Below are 15,856 nucleotides of genomic sequence, written 5' to 3'. Positions count from 1 at the left end.
GCCACTTGATATTAATCCTTCCAAGCCGCTCAAGTATTTGGCTTTGCCGCCGAATCCGTGAAGATGGAACCTTCGTTCAGAAAGGCCAACTTACACCCTACCCCGAATAAAATGCCGAGCGTGCGAGCGTGATCAGGATGATCCGGTCTCTCGGCCAGGAGCCGTCATGTCTCAACCCCGTGCCCGGATCGCCTCACAGCTAGGCCTTGCCCTCGCTGTGATATTGGCGGTCGTGATCTCCGGCAGTACCGTCTTTGCCCTGCGTTCGCTGGACGCTGCCAACCTCGCCACCCGTGAAGAACACCTGGCCAGCGAAGCGCGCCTGATGGCCGATCAGCTCAATACGTTCCACGGTACCTTGCGCGAGAGTACCCAGCGCTTGGCCGGCCTGTTCGAAAAGCGCTTCAGCGCGGGCCTGAGCGTGCATCCAGACCAGCCGGTGACAGTGGCGGGCGTGCAAACCCCAGGCTTGAACCTGGGTAGCGAAGTGTTGAACAACAACTTCAAGGAAGTGGACGACTTCAAAGCGATGACAGCCGGGGTCGCCACGGTATTCGTGCGCAGCGGCGACGATTTCATCCGCGTCAGTACTTCCGTCAGCAAACAGGACGGTACGCGGGCCATCGGCACTGTGCTCGACCGCGCCGGTCCCGCCTACGGCCCGGTGATCAGCGGGCAGAGCTACATTGGTCGGGCCCTGCTTTTCGGGCGCTTCTACATGTCGCAGTACACGCCGGTACGCGACAGCAGCGGCAAGATCATTGCCGTGTTGTACGTAGGCTTCGACTACACCGATGCGCAGAACGCGCAGTTCGAGAACCTCAAGCGCTTCCGTATCGGCCAGACCGGTTCCCTGGCGCTGCTGGACGAACAAAACAAATGGCTGGTACCGCCGGCCGGTGTGCAGGCGCTGGACAACGCTACCGCAACCATCACGGGCCTGATCAAAAAGCCGGGCAAAGGCGCGTTCTGGACCGATACCGCCGAAGATTTCTACAGCGTTGCCGTACCGTTCGAAGGTGGGCCGTGGGCGGTGGTGGCGAGCATGCCCAAAACCGAGATTCGTGCCGTGACCTGGAGCGTCGGTACGCAACTGGCCATTGGCAGCCTGCTGGCGATGTTGTTGGCGGTCGGCTCGGCGATGTGGTTGCTGCGCAGCAAACTGGCGCCGCTCGGGGACCTGGTGCGCCAGGCCGAAGCCTTGGGCGCCGGTGACCTGAGCGTGCGCCTGAACGTGTCGAGCCATGATGAGATCGGTCAGTTGGCCCGTGCCTTCAACCAGATGAGCCAGGCCTTGTCGACCATGGTCGAGCACATCCGCAAGGCCTCCCAGGAGGTCAACAGCCGTGCCCAGGCGCTGTCCGGGTTGTCCAGCGGGGCGTATGAAGGCATGGAGCAGCAATCCGGCGAAATCACCAGCATGGCCGGCGCGGTGGAAGAGTTCAGTGCGACCTCATTGAACATTGCCGACAACATGGGCAACACCGAGCGCCTGGCCCAGGAAAACGCCCAGCAAACCCGCATTGGCCGAACCTCGATGGACGAAGCGTCGTCGTCCCTGGAGCAAATTGCCGGTGCGCTGAACAGCACGGCCACGGTCATCAATACCTTGGGCCAGCGTTCCCAGGAAATCGGCGGCATCGTGGGTGTGATCACCTCGATCGCCGAGCAGACCAACCTGCTGGCCTTGAACGCCGCTATCGAAGCCGCCCGCGCAGGCGAGCAGGGCCGTGGTTTCGCCGTGGTGGCCGATGAAGTCCGCAGCCTGGCTTCCCGTACTCGCCAGGCTACTGACGAAATTTCCAGCATGATCAATAGCATCCAGCAGGAAACCGGCAATGCCATCAGCACGATGGAGCAGGGCAACCTGTTGATGCAGGAAGGCCTGTCGCGCAACGCCAACGTGGCCACGGCCCTGGCCCGAATCGATGAGCAGAGCCGTTCGGCGGGCCAGCAGTTTGCGGCGATCACCACCGCCACCCAGGAACAAAGCAGCACTGCGACCCTGCTCAGCAGTAACCTGCAAAGCATCGCCATGGCCAACAGCGAACAGCGCGAAGTGGTCTCGAACCTGGCACTCACCGCCAAGGAACTGGAGAAACTGGCCCAGGACCTGCGCCAAGAGGTTGATCGGTTCCGCTGAAGCCTCCCGTCATGAGCAAGCTCACCCATACCCCAGTGAGCGAGCTTGCTCGCGATGACGGCTGTCCGGCCAACATCATCTCAATCTGACCCAGCGCCTTCGCGAGCAGGCTCGCTCCCACAAAAGCTGCCATCTGGTGGTCGTGCCTTTTTTAGGAATATTGCTGTTTTTAAGCTTGCTGAAACGTTTCTTCAAGTCTATAAAAACCGCACAACTCCAATAAAAGGTCGTGACCATGACTCCGCTCAAACTCCTCATCACCCTTGGCGCCTTGGGCGCTGCCTCCCATGCGATGGCTTGGGACTACGTCCTGCTGGATACGGATAAAGCCGCTCAACCCTGGCAAATCACCAGCCAGCAACTCGGTGTGAAAACCGGCAAGCCCTTTTCCGTGACGATGCGCACCCTGCACGGCGGCCGGCAGGAAGGCGTCAGCATCGTCGACATCGACAATGGCACCCTGAAGCTTTCAGTCGTCCCGACCCGTGGCATGAACGTGCTGCAGGCTTCGGTCGGGAATGTGCGCATGGGTTGGGATTCGCCCGTCAAGGAAGTGGTCAACCCGGCGTTCATCGAACTCAACGGTCGAGGCGGGCTGGGCTGGCTCGAAGGGTTCAACGAGTTGGTCACCCGTTGCGGCTACGAGTGGGTCGGCCATCCCGGCATGGACAATGGTGAGCTGCTGACCCTGCATGGTCGCGCCGCTAATATTCCTGCCAACAAAGTCACGTTGCACATTGATGAAAAACCGCCTTACACCATCACCCTGCGGGGCGAGTTGAAGGAGCAGGCGTTCAAGAAGGTCGACTTTTCGGTACAGACCGAACTGGTCACCGAGCCCGGCAGCGTGACGTTCGCGCTCAGCGACACACTGACCAACAACGGCGATTACCCGAAGGAATACCAAGCGCTCTACCACAGCAATTTCAGCACGCCTTTCCTGGAGCAGGGCGCTCGTTTCGCGGCACCGGTCAAGCAGGTCTCGCCGTTCAACGACAAGGCCAAGGGCGATTTGCCGGATTGGCAAACCTACCGAGCCCCGACCAAGGATTATGACGAAACCGTCTATAACGTCGTGCCCTACGCTGACGCCAAGGGCGACACCCTCACCGTGCTGCACAACAAGGCCGGCAGCCTCGGTGTGTCGGTAGGCTTCAACACCGGTACGCTGCCCGTGTTCTCCCTGTGGAAAAATACCGATACCCAAGGCCAGGGCTACGTGACCGGGTTGGAACCGGGCACCAGTTTTTCCTATAACCGCCGGTATCAGCGGCCACTGGGCCTGGTGCCCACGATCGGGCCGAAAGAGCACAAGCAGTTCCAGATCCACTACAGCCTGTTGGCGGACAAGGGCGCTGTGGATAAGGCGCTCAAGCGCATCAATGCGATCCAGAACGGTCAAAAGACCGAAGTGCGCGATACGCCGCTGGTGGACCTGACCAAGCCGTGATCAGGGTGTAGCAGGCCGATACTGCAACGCTTCGGCCAGATGCTCGCGGCGGATGCTTGCCGCTTGTTCCAGGTCGGCCAATGTCCGGGCGACCTTGAGCAGGCGGTGGGCGGCACGCAGCGACAAGGTCAGCCGCTCGCAGGCGGTTTCCAGCCAGGTTTCGTCGGCTGTGGATAACTTGCAATGCCGACGCAGGCCCGGCAGATCCAGGAAGGCATTGGCGCAGCCCTGGCGTCGCTGTTGGCGTTCCCGGGCCTCGGCCACTCGTTCGGCGACAGTGGCCGTGTCCTCGCCCGTTGTGCTCTTCGGGTTAAGTGCGGTGGCTTCCCGGGCCACGGTCAAGTGCAGGTCGATACGGTCCAGCAAAGGACCGGACAACTTGTTGCGGTAGCGCTGCACCATGTCCGGTGAGCAGGAGCAACGACCGCTGGGTTCGCCAAGATATCCACAGGGGCAGGGGTTCATCGCCGCCACCAGTTGGAAGCGTGCCGGAAACCGTACTCGATCACGGGCGCGGGACACCACGATGTGCCCTGACTCCAGCGGTTCTCTCAAGACTTCCAGCACCTTGCGGTCGAACTCCGGCAGCTCGTCGAGAAACAGCACGCCATGGTGGGCGAGGGTTATTTCCCCGGGTTGCGGTTTCGAGCCGCCACCCACCAGTGCTGGGCCGGAAGCCGAGTGATGGGGCTGGCGAAACGGCCGCTGCGGCCAATGGCTCAGCGGCACGCAACTGGCAACCGACTGAATCGCCGCCACCTCAAGGGCCTCGCTCTCGGCCAGGGGCGGCAGCAGCCCGGGCAGACGGCTCGCCAGCAAGGTCTTGCCAGTGCCCGGTGGTCCGCTGAACAACAGGTTATGTGCCCCCGCGGCAGCGATCAGCAGGGCACGCTTGGCCCCGGCCTGGCCTTGTACTTCATTCAGGTCGGGGTAGGGCTTGCTGGCCGAGAGCAGTCCATTGGAAACGAAAGGCTCGACCGGTGTGTGCCCATTGAAGTGGGCCACTGCTTCGAGCAGATGATCCACGGCGATCACCTTGAGGCCCGACGCGAGGCAGGCTTCCTCGGCGTTGGCCCGCGGCACCACCAGCATGCGTCCGGCCTTGCGAGCCGCCAGCGCCGCCGGCAGTACCCCGCGCACCGGGCGCACCGCGCCGGACAAGGCCAACTCACCGAGACACTCGACGTCGTCCAGCGTCAGGGTTGGCACCTGCACACTGGCTGACAGGATGCCCAGGGCAATCGCCAGGTCGAACCGCCCGCCGTCCTTGGGCAGATCCGCCGGCGCCAGGTTCAGGGTGATGCGCCGCGCTGGGAAGCTCAGGCCCGAATTGATGATCGCGCTGCGCACCCGGTCCTTGCTTTCCTTCACCGCCGTCTCCGGCAGGCCAACCATCGTCAGCGACGGCAAGCCATTGGCCAGGTGGACTTCAACGGTAACGGCAGGCGCCTCGACCCCTACTTGGGCGCGGCTGTGGACGATGGCAAGCGACATGAATCATTCCTTGAGTGAATAGGGCGCCGCGTCCTGCGGCTCTGGAAGGTTAGTCGTGGGGATGAGCTTGGGCGCGGCAATTGAAGGGGGAAAATTTGGCAGGATGTTTCGACAGCGAGTGACGGCCGAGGGCGACAAGCGCGGTGCGGTAGCGCATATCACCGTCTCACCTGTCCACGCAAAATGCCCGGGAAGGGCCCTCTGCTAGACTCCGATTTGCCCAGTCGGCACTTGGCGGTATCAACGGCACAACGAGGAAGTGGCCATGAACGATTTGCTGGCTCTGTTAACCGACAAGCGCTTCATGCCCCACGGGCATTGCTACATGTGGCGCCCGGATCTGCTGTGGACGAATGTGATCGCCGATGGCTTGATCGCCCTGTCCTACGTCACCATCCCCTTCACGCTCCTGTACTTTATCCACAAGCGCAAGGACGTGCCGTTTGACTGGATGCTCGCGGCCTTTGGCGTGTTTATCCTGGCCTGCGGGACCAGCCATGTGATGGAGATCCTGACCATCTGGCAGCCTTATTACTGGTTGATGGCGCTGGTCAAGGTCATCACCGCGATTGCCTCGGTGATTACCGCCATCCTGCTGGTCCGGCTGGTACCGGCGGCCCTGAAGATCCCCAGCCCGCAGCAATTGGCCAAGGTCAACGACGAGTTGCGCGAGGCCCAGGCCGAACTGGTCACCACCGCCCGCCGCGCCGGCATGGCGGAGATCGCCACCAATGTGCTGCACAACGTTGGCAATGTGCTCAACAGCGTCAATGTGTCAGCCCAGGTCCTGTACGAGAAGGTGCACACCTCCAAGGGGCCCGGGGTGGCCAAGGTTGTCCAGTTGATGAAGGAGCATCCCGACGACCTCGGCGACTTCATCAGCAGCGACCCGAAAGGACGCGCGCTACCGGACTATCTCGACAAGCTGGCCGACGCGTTGGCCGTCGAGCAGCAGGGCATGATCGCCGAGTTGGCGCAGTTGACCCGCCGCATCGACCACATCAAGGAAATCGTCGCCACCCAGCAATCCTACGCCGGCAACGCCAGCGTGCTGGAGCCGGGCTCGTTGCGTGAGCTGGTCGAGGATGTCGTGCGCATTTGCGATGTGTCCCTGGCCCGCCACCACATCACGCTGATCAAGGAGTTCAGCGATATACCGCAAATGCCACTGGACAAGCACCGCGTGCTGCAGATCCTGGTGAATCTGATCAACAACGCCAAGCAGGCGCTGGACGCCGGTGTGAACCGGCCACCGCAGATCATCCTGCGCCTGAAGGTCGTTGACGATGGGCGCGTGCGGGTCGAGGTCCAGGACAATGGCGAGGGGATTGCGCAGGACAATCTTGCGCGGGTGTTCGAGCACGGCTTCACCACGCGTGTCGACGGTCACGGCTTTGGTTTGCACAGCTGTATTCTGGCGGCGCACGAAATGGGCGGCGATCTGACGGCGCAGAGCGCGGGGCCGGGCCAGGGCGCGCTCTTTATCCTGGAGCTGCCGCTGGCACTGACCCCGGCTCCCTCTCAGCGGGTGGCGGGCGGTTGAGCTGGCCCTACACCTCCCTCAGCAATTGATCGGCGATACGAATGCTCAGTGCGGCCCCGGTCAACGTGGGGTTCACGCAGGACGATGACGGCATCACGCTGGTCCCGGCGATAAACAGGTTGGCGTGGTCGTGGCTACGGCAGTCGCGGTCGACCACCGAGTTCTTCGGATCGTCGCCCATGATGGTGGTGCCCATGATGTGCTGACGGTTCTGGAAGTTGACGTCGGTGCTGAGGATGTCGGCGTCGAGCAGGTGGGCGAACTGCTTGAGGTCCTCCAAGGCCTTTTCCTTGCCCGCGTGCCAGTAGTCGGGAACGCTGTAGTAGATTTCCGGTACCGGCAGGCCTATCGCGTCGAAGCGAGTCTTGCTCGGGGTGACGCGGTTTTCCGGCAACGGCAGGGTCTCGAAGTCCACCGCCCAGTTCAAGGAACGTGCCGACTGCAGGCGGATCTGTTCGTCGAGCTTGGAGCCCAGCACGCCCTTGGCGATCAGGTTGGTGGTGATCTGCGAGGTGGGCACCGTGTTGCGGACCTTGATCTTGTAGCTCGGGTAGTCCTTGCGGAACGCGCCGTCGCGGCTGTTCAGGTAGACCAGCAACTGGGTCGGACCCTCGCCGGGCCACATGTCCTCCTTGGTCATCACGTTCATGCTCACGCCGGTGTGGTCCATCAGGTTGCGACCGACCTGATCGGAAGTATTGGCGATGCCGTTGGGGTATTTCTCGGACGTGGACATCAGCAACAGCTTCGGCGATTCGATGCCATAGGCCGCCAGCACGAAGTACCGGGCGGTCAGGCGATGCTGGGTCTTGTCGGGGCGCATGTACCAGATCGCGGTGATCTTGCCGTCATCGCCGGCCTCGATCCGGTACACCACCGAATTGTCCAGGACCTTGGCGCCATGGCGCTCGGCCTCGTCGATATGCATCGAACCGTCGTACTTGGCGGCAATCGGGCAGACCGGGTTGCAGTTGTTGTTGCCCGCGCACGGTGGGCGTTTGCCATAGGGGCGGGTGGCGCGACCATTGGGTTCGAGGATCGGGTTGTAGCCGCCCTTGCTCAACAGGCTCGAGAGGCGCTTGAACATGTAGCTGGGCTTCAGGCCTTCCATCGGGTAGGGAATCGAGCGCGGTGGATAAGCCGCGCCACCCTGGCCGCTTTCATCCTGGCCGTCGACCCCGGACACGCCCAGCTCGGTCTCGGCGCGGGCGTAGAAGGGCTCCAATTCGTCATAGCTGATCGGCCAGTCACGCCCGCGTCCGTAGAGGGAGTTGAGGCGGAAGTCGTTGGGCAGCATGCGCCACAGCGAGGAACCGAAGTGCCAAGTGGTGCCGCCGACCACTCGCAGGTAGGAGGTGTTGTACTTCACCGGGCCGACCTGCTGCAGGTAGTCGCCATAGGTGGAGGGCGCATGGGGCAGGCTCGGATAGGGCGAGCCGGCACCCTGCAGCTTGGCGTTGGCCAGCGAGAGCTTGACCGGCGCGTTGCGGAAGGTCTCGACGATGTCGCGGCGGTTCACCCGTGGACCCGCTTCGAGGACGATCACGGATTTGTTCGCCTTGGCCAGCTCGCTGGCAATCAAGCCACCCATCACGCCGGAACCGATGACGACCACATCGGCGTCGTAAACAACGCTGCTCATAGTTTGAAATCCTGCGTGTCGGCTGGCTTGGCGCCCCAGGATTCGGGGCCGCCACCGTAGGTTGGAATGATGAGAATGCCGTGGGTCGGGCGATACATCAGCGCTTCGCGGTAGCTGATCAGTTCGGCATCGGCGAGCTCGCCGACGATGCCCAAGTACCAGGCCGAGATGATGCTGGTGGCCGTCGCTTTCAACGATGGGTCCGGGTTGGCCTGGGCCAGGTATTCATCCACATGCTTGAAGCCCTGCCTGTCGACCAGTTGCTTGAGGGCGCCGACATTGCCGCTGAAGTTCGGTGCGCGCCGGCTCAGGGCGCGGTAGTAGCGCGCCGCCAGGACCGGGTTGACCGGACGGCTGACAAGGAATTGCGACAGGGCGATAAAGTCCTGGTCGCCCTCGGCCATCACCGATTGCCAGGGGGCGAGCCCTCCGGCCAGGGCCACCAGGCCCAGGGTGACTGACCCGCGCAGCAGGCTACGGCGGGACAGTCGGGCGGTAGGGATGGATGAAACGGGCATGTGGGTGTCGGTCATTGAAGTTTCCATTGCTCAGGCCTCCTGCAGCCGGCGACGAGCCTTGAGTCTGTAAAGCCCCAGGAGGATCAGCAGGCCGAGCACAACCAGTGCCGGTACGCTGTAGCGTGCCAGCACGGTGATGGGGGCCTTGGGTCCACCTTCGCGTACCTGTGCCACATCGGCGGCAGTCACGTTCAAGCCGGCGTTGCCGTAGCGGGACAGGACGTAGTTGCTGACGTCGGCGATCTGCTGGTCGTCGAGGCGATCGGTGAACAGCGCGCCGGGACCGAAGGCCGGCATGTCGATTGCCACGCCGTCGACTTCGCGATGCACGCCGTAGACGATGGTCGCGATCAGGTTGTCGCGGCGGCTGGTCGCGGTGTTGTGGAACAGTGACGGATACTCACGGGTGCCCTCGCCGTTGGCCTGGTGACAGTTGGCGCAGGTGCCGCTGAAGATGTGCCAGCCCGGATTGTCCTGCGGCTTGCCGCCGCGCAGGTTGAGTTCGTCGTTCGAGGCCTGGCCGAAGGTATGGCGGGCCTGGCGTTCGCCGGTGGCGATTGGCTGGGTCTGCAGCAAGTAGGCGGCGATGGCCTTGAGGTCCTCCTCGCCGAGGTACTGCAGGCTGTGCTCGACCGCCTCGGCCATGGGCCCGGCAGCCTGCGCCTTGCCCTCCACATGACCGCTGCGCAGGTAGGCAACGAGCTCATCGCTCGACCAGGCGCCGATACCGCTGGTCTTGTCCGAGGTGATGTTCGGGGCGTACCAGGCCCCCAGCGAACCACCGGAAAGCGCCTTGGCGTTATCCGCCGCCATCAGGACATTGCGTGGGGTATGGCAGGTGTCGCAGTGGGCCAGTGCATTGACCAGGTAGTCGCCGCGATTGACCTGCGCGGACTTGCCCGGATCCGCCTCGAAGCGTTTCTGGCGATGGAACAAGGCGTTCCAGCCGAGCATCGAGGCGCGGATATTGAACGGAAAGTCGAGCTCGGTCTTGGGGCTGGGCGTATCCACCGGCTCGACTTCATCCATGAAGTACTGGTACAGGGCGGCGACGTCACTGTCGGTCATCTTTGCGTAGGAGGTGTAGGGCATTGCCGGGTACAGGTGGGTGCCGTCCGGGGTCACACCGTCGCGCACGGCGCGGGCGAAGTCTGCCTGAGTGTATTGGCCGATGCCGGCACTCCTGGAAGGGGTGATGTTGGTTGAGTAGATGGTGCCCATCGGCGAGTTGAGTGGGTAACCGCCGGCAAAGGGCTTGCCACCGACGGTGCTATGGCAGGCCACGCAATCGGCGGCCACCGCCAGTCGCTTGCCGGGCGAAGCGCTGGTGTCGAGTGTCTCGCCGTGGGTCGCCAGGCTGATCGTCATCAGGGCCAGGCCGCCCGCGAGCATATTCCTCATGGACTTCACCTTGCCCACGCTGGGCAATGGCTGGTCCCTCCTCTGCGGATACATGTGTCACTCCTCATGGATTTCGACGCGTGGCCTTTGGCTCGGTTCGTAAAAATTGCACAGTTGTACGATGTCTTGCGTTGCGACAAAGATTTCACATGGTGTAACATTTTGCAACGTTTATGGCTAATGGCTACTATCTGTTTGTTTTTATTTAATGGCTCTAGTACGCGCATTTCATAAATTCATTAGCAAAATAATCGTCAACGGAGCAGGCCAGAAAGAAGGGAAATTGCGTCATCCAGATTGAGGGTGAACAGAGAGGTTTTGTTTACATTTTCGTAATGTTGTACGACGTCATGACGAAAAAACCATCAAGCGGTACGCCAACGATGCCCTGTCGGCAGACGAGCCCGAGCAGCGATGGAATCAGGACACAGGCCCTTGACCTGGCGTTACGCGGGGCAGGGAAATGCACACATGACCGGGCTGCTGGACCAGCATCCCCATGAGGATCCACCGATGAACTGGCTCAACGACGCAAAACTATCGACCAAATTGATCACCTCGTTTTTCCTCTGCGCCCTGATAACGCTCGCCGTGGGCCTGCTTGGCGTCAGTGGGGTTTCCGCGCTGTCGACACGTTTGCAGGGAGTGTTCAACAACAACCTGGTCTCGGTCGCCAATACGTCGCAGACCAAGACCAAGGCGGTCGGCCAGACGCGTGACATGTATCGGTTGTATGTCGCTACCGCCGGCAATGCTCCGCAGAGCATGAAGGATGAGTTCCTCGCTTCGATGAAAGCCAATCAGTTGGCCAGCGAAAAGGCTTTCGCCGATTACCGCAAGGGCAATCTGGCTGAAGACGAGCGCATCGCCGGCGACCAGATGGCCCGCGATTGGCCGGTCTACCAGGCCATGGTGCAGCAGTACCTGGCAATGATGGCGGCTGGCGACCTGGAGAATGGCCGCACCCTGCTGCTGGGGGATTTGCAGAAGGCGTATCGCAAGGTGATGGACCAGTTGACCATCATGATCGACTCCAATGACCGTCAGATCAGCGAAGACGCCAAGGCCGCCACGCAGCAGGAGGTGACGGCCAAGACCGTGTTGTACAGCGGCATCGTCGTGGCGTTTATCGCCGCACTCCTGTTGGGTATGTTTATCAGTCGCCTGATCAGTCGACCGATTGCCGTGGCGGTCGATTGCGCACAACGCATCGCCCAGGGCGACCTCACTCAGCACATCACCAGCAACAGTCGCGACGAGGCCGGCCAGTTGCTCAAGGCCCTGGGCGACATGCAGACGAGTTTGAAGACCACCATCCAGCAGATTGCCAGCGCTTCGGACCAATTGGCTTCCGCCGCCGAGGAGCTGACGGCGGTCACCGATGATGGCAGTCGTGCCTTGCTCCGACAGAATGATGAAATCCAGCAGGCCGCCACGGCCGTGACCGAGATGACTTCCGCAGTCGAGGAAGTGGCCCGCAACGCGGTCTCCACTTCACAGGCTTCGCAATCGACCAGCTCACAAGCCAGCGAGGGGCGTGATCAGGCCCGTAGCGCGGTGCAGGCGATCAACACCGCAACCCAGGAAATCACCTCGTCCACTGGGCTGGTCAAAGATCTTGCCGTACAGGTGCGCGATATTGGCAAGGTGCTGGATGTGATCCGCGGGATCGCTGAACAGACCAACCTGTTGGCGCTCAACGCGGCCATCGAGGCGGCACGCGCCGGGGAACAGGGCCGCGGTTTTGCTGTGGTGGCCGATGAGGTTCGCGCCCTGGCAGCCCGCACCCAGGCGTCAACCGGTGAAATCGAGAGCATGATCCACGCGGTACAGGACCGTGCCGACAGTGCGGTTGATGCGATGGGCAAGAGCCAGGCGTTGGTGACCGAGACCCAGGACCTGGCCCGGGCCACTGGCGAGGCGCTGGAGCAGATCGCCGATAATATTTCGCAGATCAATGACCGTAACCTGGTGATTGCCACGGCGTCCGAGGAGCAGGCCCATGTGGCCCGCGAGGTCGATCGCAACCTGGTGAATATCCAGGATCTCTCGACCCAGACTGCGGCCGGGGCGAACCAGACCAATGCTTCGAGCCAGGAGCTGTCCAACCTGGCCCTGTCATTCAATAGCCTGGTTGGCCGTTTCCGTCTCTGACCCTTCAGGTTGAATACGCCTGGGCTACCGGGCGTATGTCGCAGGCGCGCTGCTTATTCCTGGGCTGGAGCCAGTCGCGCTTCCAGCTCTGCGACCTTCGCCTCCAGGCTTTCGAGCCGCGCTCGGGTCCGGGCCAGCACGACCATCTGGCTGTCGAATTCTTCCCGGCTTACCAGGTCCAGTTTGCTGAAGCCGCTTTGCAGCAGGGCTTTGAACTGGCTTTCGATTTCGCTTTTTGGCAGGGGGGTGTCCCCACTCAAGAGGCGGGAGGCGTGGCCGCTCAGGGCGTCGAGGAGGTCTTTGGGCGCAAGCATGGCAGGTGTCCTGAAAACAATGGCGGGCAGTGTATCACGCAGTGTCTATAGTCAATTCGCAAGCCAGGGATGCACGCTTTTCGCGCATGGACCTGGGCATCGCTGCACTGTTGTTGTGCGTATCGCTGCGGTTCATGGCGCAACGCATGTCGAGCAGGTGGCCAAGCGACTGAAATCAGAGGGTTTGATGCAGATGGCAAGGTTTCTGCTTAGAGGCTGATGACCCATGCACTGATGCAGTCGCTGTGACGAATGCAGTGCAGCAGGCGGAACGGGGAGTTTCGTCAGGATCGGTTAACTGGCACCTGTCGGGCAACTTGAGCCGACGACGCGTTACAAAGCCAGGCACTGCGCTTAGACTTGAGTCGGGTTTGTTTTCCTGGGGCAAGTCCACCAATTCGGGAGAAAGTTTCATGAAGCTAGTCACTGCCATCATCAAGCCGTTCAAGTTGGACGACGTGCGCGAGTCGTTGTCCGAGATCGGCGTGCAGGGCATTACCGTTACTGAGGTCAAAGGCTTCGGTCGGCAGAAGGGTCACACCGAGCTGTATCGCGGCGCGGAATACGTGGTCGATTTCCTGCCCAAGGTGAAGATCGATGTCGCCATTGACGACAAGGATCTGGACCGGGTGATCGAGGCAATCACCAAGGCCGCCAACACCGGCAAGATCGGTGACGGGAAGATCTTTGTGGTCAATCTGGAACAGGCTATCCGCATCCGTACCGGCGAAACCGATACCGACGCTATCTAAGCCGCCAAACCCAACGCCCCAGGAGAAAACAATATGACTCTGCGTAAATTCGCAGGGCTAGGAGCCCTGTTGTCCTTCGCAATGCCTGGCCTGGCCATGGCAGAAGAAGCGGCAGCCCCAGTCCTGAACTCCGGCGACACCGCCTGGATGCTCACGGCCACGATTCTTGTACTGTTCATGACCATTCCCGGCCTGGCGCTGTTCTACGGCGGCATGGTTCGGTCGAAAAACCTTCTTTCCGTGATGATGCAGTGCTTTGCCATTACCGGTCTGATCAGCATCCTGTGGGTCATCTACGGCTACAGCATTGCGTTCGACACCACCGGCATGGAGCAGGGCGTCGTCAACTTCAACTCCTTCATCGGCGGTTTCGGCAAAGCCTTCTTGGCGGGCGTCACGCCCGCCAGCCTGACCGGCCCGGCAGCGCTGTTCCCTGAAGCGGTGTTCATCACCTTCCAGATGACCTTCGCCATCATCACCCCGGCCCTGATCGTCGGCGCATTTGCCGAGCGGATGAAGTTCTCCGCCATGCTGATCTTCATGGGCGTGTGGTTCACCCTGGTGTATGCACCGATTGCCCACATGGTCTGGTCCGGTAACGGCGGCCTGCTGTGGGACTGGGGCGTACTGGACTTCGCTGGCGGCACCGTAGTGCATATCAACGCCGGTATCGCAGGCCTGGTGGCGTGCCTGGTATTGGGCAAGCGCAAAGGCTTCCCGACCACGCCAATGGCACCGCATAACCTGGGTTACACCCTGATGGGCGCGGCCATGCTGTGGGTCGGCTGGTTCGGCTTCAACGCCGGTTCCGCTGTCGCCGCCAACGGCACCGCCGGCATGGCGATGCTGGTGACCCAGATCGCGACCGCTGCGGCGGCGCTGGGCTGGATGTTTGCCGAGTGGATCACCCACGGCAAGCCAAGCGCACTGGGCATCGCCTCGGGCGTCGTGGCAGGCCTGGTTGCCATCACCCCGGCTGCCGGCACCGTGGGCCCGATGGGCGCCCTGGTCATCGGCCTGGCAGCGGGCGTGGTGTGCTTCTTCTGCGCCACTACCCTCAAGCGTAAACTCGGCTACGACGATTCCCTGGACGCCTTCGGCGTGCATGGCATCGGCGGTATCCTCGGCGCGATCCTGACCGGTGTGTTCGCGGCACCGGCCCTGGGTGGCTTCGGCACCGTGACCGATATCGGTGCGCAAGTGTGGATTCAATTCAAGGGTGTGGGGTTCACGGTGGTCTACACCGCGATCGTCACCTTCATCATCCTCAAGGTCCTGGACGCCGTCATGGGTCTGCGTGTCACCGAGGAAGAAGAAGCGGTGGGCCTGGACCTGGCCCAGCACAACGAACGTGGCTACAATCTGTAAGCACACGCACACGCAATAAAAAATGCCCGGTTCGCCGGGCATTTTTTTGTCTGGAATTTGTCATTGCTCAGAGGGCGCCCCGGTTTTTCCGACGCCTTTTGTTGTGGATGCGACATGGGTTTTTATACCGCCAAAGGCTTACACCGAAGCAAGAATATTAGGCCCTTTGTTTTTTCCCAGAGCGCGCTAGAATGCGCGCCGAACGTGCGGAGATCTGTATGTGGCAACAGACGCTGATAACCCTGCGGGCAAGGCCTCGGGGCTTTCATCTGGTGACGGACGAGTTGCTTGCCGGCCTGCCTGAACTCCAGGCGTGTCGTGTCGGTCTGTTGCATCTGTGGCTGCAGCATACCTCGGCTTCGTTGACCATCAACGAGAACGCCGATCCGGCGGTACGTCGAGACTTCGAACGATTTTTCAATCGGCTGATCCCACAAGGAGCCGCCGATTATGAGCACAACGACGAAGGCCTGGACGACCTCCCGGCGCACTTCAAGGCCAGTGTGCTCGGTTGTCAACTCAGTCTGCCGGTCACGGCAGGGCGGCTGGCATTGGGTACCTGGCAAGGTGTTTATCTGGGCGAGCACCGTGATCACGGCGGTGCTCGTAAAGTCCTCGCCACCTTGTACGGTGAAGGGGCATAACCGCTGATTGCCGGCGGATGTTGAATTTTTTCTGGCAGCCTTCGAACAGATGGCGAAGCTGGGCTATAACTAATCTGCTTTTCGCAAGTCATGAGGTAGAACATGAGCGACGATGATCTGGAAAACGACGACCTCGAAGTAGGTGACGAAGACGAGACCGAAGAAGGCCTTGAAGCGGCGGCGGAAGACGTTGCCGACGACGATGGGGCCGATGTTCCGGTTCCTACCGCCAAAGGCAAGGCCAAGGCGGCCGTTTCGGTCGACGAGTTGCCGAGCGTAGAGGCCAAGAACAAGGAGCGTGATGCGCTCGCCAAGGCCATGGAGGAATTCCTGGCCAGGGGCGGTAAGGTGCAGGAAGTGGAGGCCAACGTGGTCGCTGATCCGCCCAAGAAGCCTGACAACAAGTACGGCAGCCGCCCTATCTGAGTATCGG

Annotated in this window: 13 protein-coding genes and 2 pseudogenes; 10 read left to right on the top strand and 5 right to left on the bottom strand. The window is 61.6% G+C overall.

The features are described 5' to 3' along the window. Window positions 1–166: 166 nt before the first annotated feature. From V7773_RS30535 to V7773_RS19655, 3 genes and pseudogenes are all read left to right on the top strand, one after another. Window positions 167–1,240: pseudogene (locus V7773_RS30535) on the top strand (Cache 3/Cache 2 fusion domain-containing protein); the annotation flags it as partial. Window positions 1,241–1,282: 42 nt separating this feature from the next. Beyond that, a complete protein-coding gene (locus V7773_RS30530) occupies window positions 1,283–2,143 on the top strand; it encodes a methyl-accepting chemotaxis protein (protein ID WP_371856973.1) in 861 nt (286 codons plus the stop codon). A 235-nt stretch (window positions 2,144–2,378) separates the two neighbouring features. Further along, the gene (locus V7773_RS19655; RefSeq protein WP_336074627.1) at window positions 2,379–3,593 is read left to right on the top strand and encodes an aldose 1-epimerase family protein; all 1,215 of its coding nucleotides are present in this window, start codon (window positions 2,379–2,381) and stop codon (window positions 3,591–3,593) included. On the opposite strand, the gene V7773_RS19650 is transcribed toward V7773_RS19655, so the two are convergent. After that, window positions 3,594–5,087 carry a YifB family Mg chelatase-like AAA ATPase gene (locus V7773_RS19650; RefSeq protein WP_336074626.1) on the bottom strand — a complete coding sequence of 498 codons (1,494 nt, stop codon included), beginning with the start codon at window positions 5,085–5,087 and terminating at the stop codon, window positions 3,594–3,596. It abuts the gene before it with no gap. Window positions 5,088–5,352: 265 nt separating this feature from the next. On the opposite strand from V7773_RS19650, the gene V7773_RS19645 reads away from it, so the two are divergent. Beyond that, window positions 5,353–6,630 carry a sensor histidine kinase gene (locus tag V7773_RS19645; RefSeq protein ID WP_336074624.1) on the top strand — a complete coding sequence of 426 codons (1,278 nt, stop codon included), beginning with the start codon at window positions 5,353–5,355 and terminating at the stop codon, window positions 6,628–6,630. A 7-nt stretch (window positions 6,631–6,637) separates the two neighbouring features. Here V7773_RS19645 and V7773_RS19640 read toward each other — a convergent pair whose 3' ends face one another. Genes V7773_RS19640 through V7773_RS19630 form a run of 3 tightly spaced genes read right to left on the bottom strand, consistent with a single transcriptional unit; the run spans window position 6,638 to window position 10,191 of the window. Further along, window positions 6,638–8,272: a GMC family oxidoreductase gene (locus tag V7773_RS19640; protein WP_336074623.1), complete on the bottom strand. Its 1,635-nt coding sequence runs from the start codon at window positions 8,270–8,272 to the stop codon at window positions 6,638–6,640. Then, window positions 8,269–8,817 carry a sugar dehydrogenase complex small subunit gene (locus V7773_RS19635; RefSeq protein ID WP_336074621.1) on the bottom strand — a complete coding sequence of 183 codons (549 nt, stop codon included), beginning with the start codon at window positions 8,815–8,817 and terminating at the stop codon, window positions 8,269–8,271. Before V7773_RS19635 ends, V7773_RS19640 begins: the two co-directional genes overlap by 4 nt. A gap of 3 nt (window positions 8,818–8,820) precedes the next feature. Then, a complete protein-coding gene (locus V7773_RS19630) occupies window positions 8,821–10,191 on the bottom strand; it encodes a cytochrome c (RefSeq protein WP_336074619.1) in 1,371 nt (456 codons plus the stop codon). 414 nt (window positions 10,192–10,605) lie between these two features. Here V7773_RS19630 and V7773_RS30525 point away from each other — a divergent pair. After that, window positions 10,606–11,487, top strand: a pseudogene (locus tag V7773_RS30525) (MCP four helix bundle domain-containing protein); the annotation flags it as partial. Then, window positions 11,482–12,345: a methyl-accepting chemotaxis protein gene (locus tag V7773_RS30520; RefSeq protein WP_442963492.1), complete on the top strand. Its 864-nt coding sequence runs from the start codon at window positions 11,482–11,484 to the stop codon at window positions 12,343–12,345. The pseudogene V7773_RS30525 and the gene V7773_RS30520, both read left to right, overlap by 6 nt. Before the next feature lie 53 nt (window positions 12,346–12,398). Here the strand turns inward: V7773_RS30520 and V7773_RS19620 are convergent, their stop codons facing one another. After that, window positions 12,399–12,659, bottom strand: coding sequence for an accessory factor UbiK family protein (locus V7773_RS19620; RefSeq protein ID WP_053126510.1), 261 nt, complete (start codon window positions 12,657–12,659; stop codon window positions 12,399–12,401). A gap of 413 nt (window positions 12,660–13,072) precedes the next feature. On the opposite strand from V7773_RS19620, the gene glnK reads away from it, so the two are divergent. From glnK to sutA, 4 genes are all read left to right on the top strand, one after another. Continuing rightward, entirely contained in the window at window positions 13,073–13,411 is a 339-nt protein-coding gene (glnK, locus tag V7773_RS19615; RefSeq protein WP_002555808.1) for a P-II family nitrogen regulator, read from the top strand. A gap of 33 nt (window positions 13,412–13,444) precedes the next feature. Continuing rightward, complete coding sequence (locus tag V7773_RS19610; protein WP_063323830.1) at window positions 13,445–14,779, top strand: ammonium transporter; 1,335 nt, start codon at window positions 13,445–13,447, stop codon at window positions 14,777–14,779. Between the two features lie 218 nt (window positions 14,780–14,997). After that, the gene (locus tag V7773_RS19605) at window positions 14,998–15,423 is read left to right on the top strand and encodes a secondary thiamine-phosphate synthase enzyme YjbQ (protein ID WP_092148355.1); all 426 of its coding nucleotides are present in this window, start codon (window positions 14,998–15,000) and stop codon (window positions 15,421–15,423) included. Window positions 15,424–15,525: 102 nt separating this feature from the next. Beyond that, window positions 15,526–15,849 (top strand): transcriptional regulator SutA, encoded by a 324-nt coding sequence (sutA, locus tag V7773_RS19600; protein WP_003206813.1) that lies wholly within the window; start codon window positions 15,526–15,528, stop codon window positions 15,847–15,849. Window positions 15,850–15,856: the final 7 nt, after the last annotated feature.

The organism is Pseudomonas sp. 3JA (assembly GCF_036961705.1).
Lineage (GTDB): Bacteria > Pseudomonadota > Gammaproteobacteria > Pseudomonadales > Pseudomonadaceae > Aquipseudomonas > Aquipseudomonas fluorescens_Q.
Note: the sequence above shows the minus strand (reverse complement) of the source record. Positions and strands in the feature narration are given on the sequence as shown.

Excerpts from the sequence above, each read along its gene's own strand:
- V7773_RS30530 (WP_371856973.1), top strand. The coding sequence starts at position 1,283 with ATGAGCCAGGCCTTGTCGACCATGGTCGAGCACATCCGCAAGGCCTCC.
- V7773_RS19655 (WP_336074627.1), top strand. The coding sequence starts at position 2,379 with ATGACTCCGCTCAAACTCCTCATCACCCTTGGCGCCTTGGGCGCTGCC.
- V7773_RS19650 (WP_336074626.1), bottom strand. The coding sequence starts at position 5,087 with ATGTCGCTTGCCATCGTCCACAGCCGCGCCCAAGTAGGGGTCGAGGCG.
- V7773_RS19645 (WP_336074624.1), top strand. The coding sequence starts at position 5,353 with ATGAACGATTTGCTGGCTCTGTTAACCGACAAGCGCTTCATGCCCCAC.
- V7773_RS19640 (WP_336074623.1), bottom strand. The coding sequence starts at position 8,272 with ATGAGCAGCGTTGTTTACGACGCCGATGTGGTCGTCATCGGTTCCGGC.
- V7773_RS19635 (WP_336074621.1), bottom strand. The coding sequence starts at position 8,817 with ATGGAAACTTCAATGACCGACACCCACATGCCCGTTTCATCCATCCCT.
- V7773_RS19630 (WP_336074619.1), bottom strand. The coding sequence starts at position 10,191 with ATGAGGAATATGCTCGCGGGCGGCCTGGCCCTGATGACGATCAGCCTG.
- V7773_RS30520 (WP_442963492.1), top strand. The coding sequence starts at position 11,482 with ATGCAGACGAGTTTGAAGACCACCATCCAGCAGATTGCCAGCGCTTCG.
- V7773_RS19620 (WP_053126510.1), bottom strand. The coding sequence starts at position 12,659 with ATGCTTGCGCCCAAAGACCTCCTCGACGCCCTGAGCGGCCACGCCTCC.
- glnK (WP_002555808.1), top strand. The coding sequence starts at position 13,073 with ATGAAGCTAGTCACTGCCATCATCAAGCCGTTCAAGTTGGACGACGTG.
- V7773_RS19610 (WP_063323830.1), top strand. The coding sequence starts at position 13,445 with ATGACTCTGCGTAAATTCGCAGGGCTAGGAGCCCTGTTGTCCTTCGCA.
- V7773_RS19605 (WP_092148355.1), top strand. The coding sequence starts at position 14,998 with ATGTGGCAACAGACGCTGATAACCCTGCGGGCAAGGCCTCGGGGCTTT.
- sutA (WP_003206813.1), top strand. The coding sequence starts at position 15,526 with ATGAGCGACGATGATCTGGAAAACGACGACCTCGAAGTAGGTGACGAA.